This is a genomic window from Streptomyces sp. NPDC047117, from assembly GCF_040643545.1.
Taxonomy (GTDB): domain Bacteria; phylum Actinomycetota; class Actinomycetes; order Streptomycetales; family Streptomycetaceae; genus Streptomyces.
In genome coordinates this window covers 1-4,235 of sequence record NZ_JBEYUN010000048.1, presented here as the reverse complement: position 1 = coordinate 4,235, position 4,235 = coordinate 1, and the positions used below count along the sequence as shown (strand labels likewise).

Annotated in this window: 6 protein-coding genes; 3 read left to right on the top strand and 3 right to left on the bottom strand. The window is 73.1% G+C overall.

The features are described from left to right. The first annotated feature begins 125 nt into the window (after positions 1–125). The gene (locus tag ABZ840_RS37690) at positions 126–257 is read left to right on the top strand and encodes a hypothetical protein (RefSeq protein ID WP_351590937.1); all 132 of its coding nucleotides are present in this window, start codon (positions 126–128) and stop codon (positions 255–257) included. Here the strand turns inward: ABZ840_RS37690 and fahA are convergent. Both fahA and ABZ840_RS37680 read right to left on the bottom strand, forming a co-directional pair. Further along, complete coding sequence (fahA, locus tag ABZ840_RS37685; RefSeq protein WP_361568601.1) at positions 228–1,490, bottom strand: fumarylacetoacetase; 1,263 nt, start codon at positions 1,488–1,490, stop codon at positions 228–230. The two genes, ABZ840_RS37690 and fahA, sit on opposite strands and share 30 nt — an antisense overlap. Further along, a complete protein-coding gene (locus tag ABZ840_RS37680) occupies positions 1,487–2,410 on the bottom strand; it encodes a hypothetical protein (RefSeq protein WP_361568599.1) in 924 nt (307 codons plus the stop codon). The genes fahA and ABZ840_RS37680 overlap by 4 nt, the downstream gene beginning before the upstream one ends. 243 nt (positions 2,411–2,653) lie before the next feature. On the opposite strand from ABZ840_RS37680, the gene ABZ840_RS37675 reads away from it, so the two are divergent. Then, positions 2,654–3,259: a nucleoside triphosphate pyrophosphatase gene (locus ABZ840_RS37675; RefSeq protein WP_361568596.1), complete on the top strand. Its 606-nt coding sequence runs from the start codon at positions 2,654–2,656 to the stop codon at positions 3,257–3,259. Here ABZ840_RS37675 and ABZ840_RS37670 read toward each other — a convergent pair. After that, entirely contained in the window at positions 3,256–3,714 is a 459-nt protein-coding gene (locus tag ABZ840_RS37670) for a hypothetical protein (RefSeq protein WP_361568593.1), read from the bottom strand. The two genes, ABZ840_RS37675 and ABZ840_RS37670, sit on opposite strands and share 4 nt — an antisense overlap. Before the next feature lie 430 nt (positions 3,715–4,144). On the opposite strand from ABZ840_RS37670, the gene ABZ840_RS37665 reads away from it, so the two are divergent. Further along, on the top strand, positions 4,145–4,235 hold a 91-nt coding region (locus ABZ840_RS37665; protein WP_351910787.1), incomplete at its 3' end, for a biotin carboxylase N-terminal domain-containing protein.

The window sequence follows — 4,235 nt, the reverse complement described above, 5'->3', positions numbered from 1 at the left end:
GAACGGCCCCGTGACCTCATAGGTGATGCCACCGGACGAACTGCCGGTCGTGCCGCGCTGGCTGGAGAAGTGCCTGAGTACGCGTACTCAGGCGCCACGGCCGCTTCCGTCGCAGGCTGGGAAGCATGCTCTGGTCCGACCCGCCCGACGATCCCTCCGAGGAGCTGCGCAAGGCAGAAGCCATGCTCCGTCGGGCCGGCATCGTACTGGCGGTCGCCGCCGTGCTGTTACTGCTGCTGCTCGGCCTGTCCGGCTGATCCGGCCGCCTCGCGCGCCGGCTCCACCGTGCCGCTGACCTCGCCGAAGCCGATCCGCACCCCGTCCGCGCCCGGAGCCGTGGCCCGCATGGTGACGGTGTCCCCGTCGGACAGGTAGGCGCGGGTGGAACCGTCGGCGAGCTTGACCGGTTCGGTGCCGTTCCAGCCCAGCTCCAGGAACGACCCCCGCTCGTCCGCCGCCGGACCCGAGACCGTGCCGGAGGCGTAGAAGTCACCGGTCCGCAGGCTCGCGCCGTTGACCGTCATGTGGGCGAGCATCTGCGCCGCGGTCCAGTACATGGTGCGGAACGGCGGCCGGGACACCACCGTGCCGTTGCACTCCACCTCCATCGCCAGGTCCAGCCCCCACGGCGCGTCCGCCCGCAGGTACGGCAGCGGTTCGGGGTCCTGCGCCGGCGGGGCGACCCGCGCCTCCGCCAGCGCGTCCAGCGGCACCACCCACGGCGAGACCGAGGTGGCGAAGGACTTGCCGAGGAACGGGCCGAGCGGCACGTACTCCCACGCCTGGATGTCGCGCGCGCTCCAGTCGTTGACCAGCACCACGCCGAAGACGTGGTCGGCGAAGTCCGCGACGGACACCGGCGTGCCGAGCCCGGACGGCGTCCCGACGACGAAGCCGACCTCCGCCTCGATGTCCAGCCGGACGGACGGGCCGAAGGACGGCGCCGCCGCGTCCGGCGCCTTGCGCTGCCCGCACGGCCGGACGACCGGCGTGCCGGACACCACGACGGTCCCCGCCCTGCCGTGGTAACCGATGGGCAGATGCTTCCAGTTGGGCGTGAGCGGCGGCTGGCCCGGGCGGAAGACCTGGCCGACGTTGGAGGCGTGGTGCTCCGACGCGTAGAAGTCGACGTAGTCGGCGACCTCGAACGGCAGGTGCAGGGTCACCGTGTCCCGCGGGATCAGATGCGGCTCGACGGCCGCGCGGTGCCCCTCGTCGGTCAGCAGCTCGGTCAGCCGCGCCCGCACCGCCCGCCACGCCTCCCGGCCGCGCGCCATGAACGGATTCAGCGTCGGCGCCGCGAAGTCCGCCGCGTACGGCAGCCCGGCGGCCTCGCCCAGCCGCGCCAGGTCCAGGACGTACGCGCCGATCGCGACGCCCGCGCGCGGCGGCTCACCGGGCTCGCCCGCGCGGGAGAAGATCCCGTACGGCAGGTTCTGCACGGGGAAGTCGGAGTGCTCCGGTACGGGCACCCAGGATCGGGTCGTCATGCGTCCAGCTCCCTGTCGGTGGAGGGCTTTGCGGTCTTCGCGGTCGTCGCAGTCTTCGGATGCGGGCGGGAGCCGGTCAGCCCCAGCGCCCGCAGGTCTGCCAGCGGCTCGCTGGTACTGCACGAGCCGTACCCGGTGAACACCGCGCGGGTGCGCGCGGCGAGCGCCGGGGTCACCGCGCGGGCCTCGGCGGCCAGCGCGACGGGATCGGTGGAGCGCAGGACCGCCTCGACGCCGTCGGCCGTCGCGCCGTCCGCCGCCCGGCACACCGCGAGCAGCAGGTTCAGGAACCCGTGGTGGGTGAAGCCGGTGTCCGCGTCGCGGTAGCGCACGGCGTGGTGCAGCCCGGCGGTCGCCTTGAACGGCAGCCCGCGGCGTACGCACGCGCAGACGAACGCCGCCAGCCGCTCCACCGGCGGGAACAGCTCGGCGCGTACGCCGCCGCAGCGCACCTTCGCGGCGAGCCCGGCCGTCAGCAGCTCGTCCAGCGCCGCCTCCCAGCCGTCGGTGAGCGCCACCTCCACGTGCTGCGGGAAGCCCGGCGGCGGCCCGTACGGCAGGTTCTTCAGCGCGTCGGCGGCCTGCCGGACGGCGGTCACCGGGTCGGGCCCCGGTGGCACCGTGCCCTCCAGGGCGACCAGCCGCAGCCGGCCGTCGGCGGTGATCCGGCGGTGCGCCTCGACGAGCGTGTCCCACTCCAGCGGGCTGATCAGCCCCAGCCGGAAGCGGTCCCCCTCGCCCAGCGCCGCCGACAGCTCCGGCAGCCGCCCGGCGGGGCAGAGGAAGCGGTGGCTGAGCACCGGATCGCCGGCCGCGGCGTCGGCCCGGTGCCGGGCGACGGCCGCCGCCATCGCCAGCTGCTCGGGCGGGAAGAGCCCGGCATCGTCCACGAGCCGTCCGTACAACGCGGATGTGGTCATCGCTCACGCCTCCTGAGGTCCGTGGCCGCCTGCCCACGTCCAGGCATACCCGCGCCCGCCCGTGTGCAGCGGGGCCGGGAGCCGTGCAGGCGACAACTCCTCGTCGTACAGGCCACCGTGGGGGCGGCGGTGCCGGATACGCGTCCGACTATCGGACAGTGATCGTTGATATCCGAACGCGCCACTGCACTGTGGCCGCAGGCCGAACGACTGTCAATAGCCCGCCCGCCTACCATGAGCCGCATGACCGAACAGCGCCGCCGCCTCGTGCTCGCCTCCCAGTCCCCCGCCCGTCTCGGCCTGCTGCGCCAGGCCGGCCTGGCCCCCGACGTCGTCGTCAGCGGCGTGGACGAGGACGCGATCACCGCCGACACCCCGGGCGAGCTGGCCCGCGTACTGGCCGAGGCCAAGGCCGACGCCGTGGCGCGGCGCGCCGAGGCCGACGGCGCGCTGGTCGTCGGCTGCGACTCGGTACTGGACCTGGACGGGCGGGCGCTGGGCAAGCCGGCCGACGCGGAGGACGCCACGGCCCGCTGGAAGTCGATGCGCGGCCGGTCCGGCGTACTGCGGACCGGGCACTGCGTCATCGACACCGGGAACGGCCGCCGGGTCTCGGCCACCGCCTCCACCACCGTCCGCTTCGGCGAGCCGTCGGACGCGGAGATCGCCGCCTACGTGGCGAGCGGCGAACCGCTGTACGTGGCGGGCGCGTTCACCCTCGACGGCCGCTCGGCCCCCTTCATCGACGGCATCGACGGCGACCCGGGCAACGTCATCGGCCTGTCCCTGCCGCTCCTCCGCCGCCTCCTGGCCGACGTGGACGTGCAGATCACCGACCTGTGGGCCTAGCCCAGCGACGGCTCGGCGCCGGGCGCCCCCGCCTCGGGGGCCTCGGCCTCCGGGGCCGCGGCAGCCGGGGAGTAGGCGACCAGCGTGAAGATGAGCAGGCCGAGTACGACCAGCGCGCCGACCAGGGCCACCCAGCTGACCAGCCCGTAGACGAACGCGCCGACCACGCCGTGGACGACCGCGCAGCTGATCAGGACGATACGGGCGAAGGTGCCGGGCGGCTGGTCGCGCACCGCGCAACGGACCGCGAGGAACGCGCACCACAGCAGGTAGAGGCCGAAGACGATGCCGGCCACGACCGCACCCTTGGCCATCGCGTCCGCATCCAGCCCGGCCAGTGACATCTTCTGCCGGTCGACGAAGACGCTGAGGATCCAGTTGAGCAGCACGATCCCGGCCGCTTCGAGGACGAGGACCACGCCCGTCACGATCGCCACCGGCCTGCGTGCCGCCACCGTGCCCACCCACTTCCGCCGAGTCCGGCGCGTTCGCGTCCACCGTGTCCGGCGCGTTCGCGCTCCTGTTACCGCGAGTACAGAAGACGGGTGCACGCTACTGCTGGGTAATGGTCAGAACAAGGGGCATGCGGCAGGCGACTTTCCCGTACGCCACACCCGACACCCACCCGGCAAAGTTTCGCTCCGCCATTAGTGGGATCCCCACAAAGAAACGGTGTCGATCGGGGATCGAGTGAGGCGAGACGTTGCCCACACCGATCCTCGATCGTGCGACCGAACTCCCGGGCATACCCTGGGAATGGAGGGGACTTCGGCGTGCGGCCGGCGTCGGACGGTGACGCCTTGTGGGCAAGCTCACCCGCTGGGGCGACTCGGCACGTGGTGTCGTCAGTCCCTAAACTCAGCTTGTTTCGAGGAGGGAGCCATCGTGCGCAAGGTGCTCATCGCCAACCGTGGCGAAATCGCTGTCCGCGTTGCCCGTGCATGCCGGGACGCCGGGATCGGAAGCGTAGCGGTCT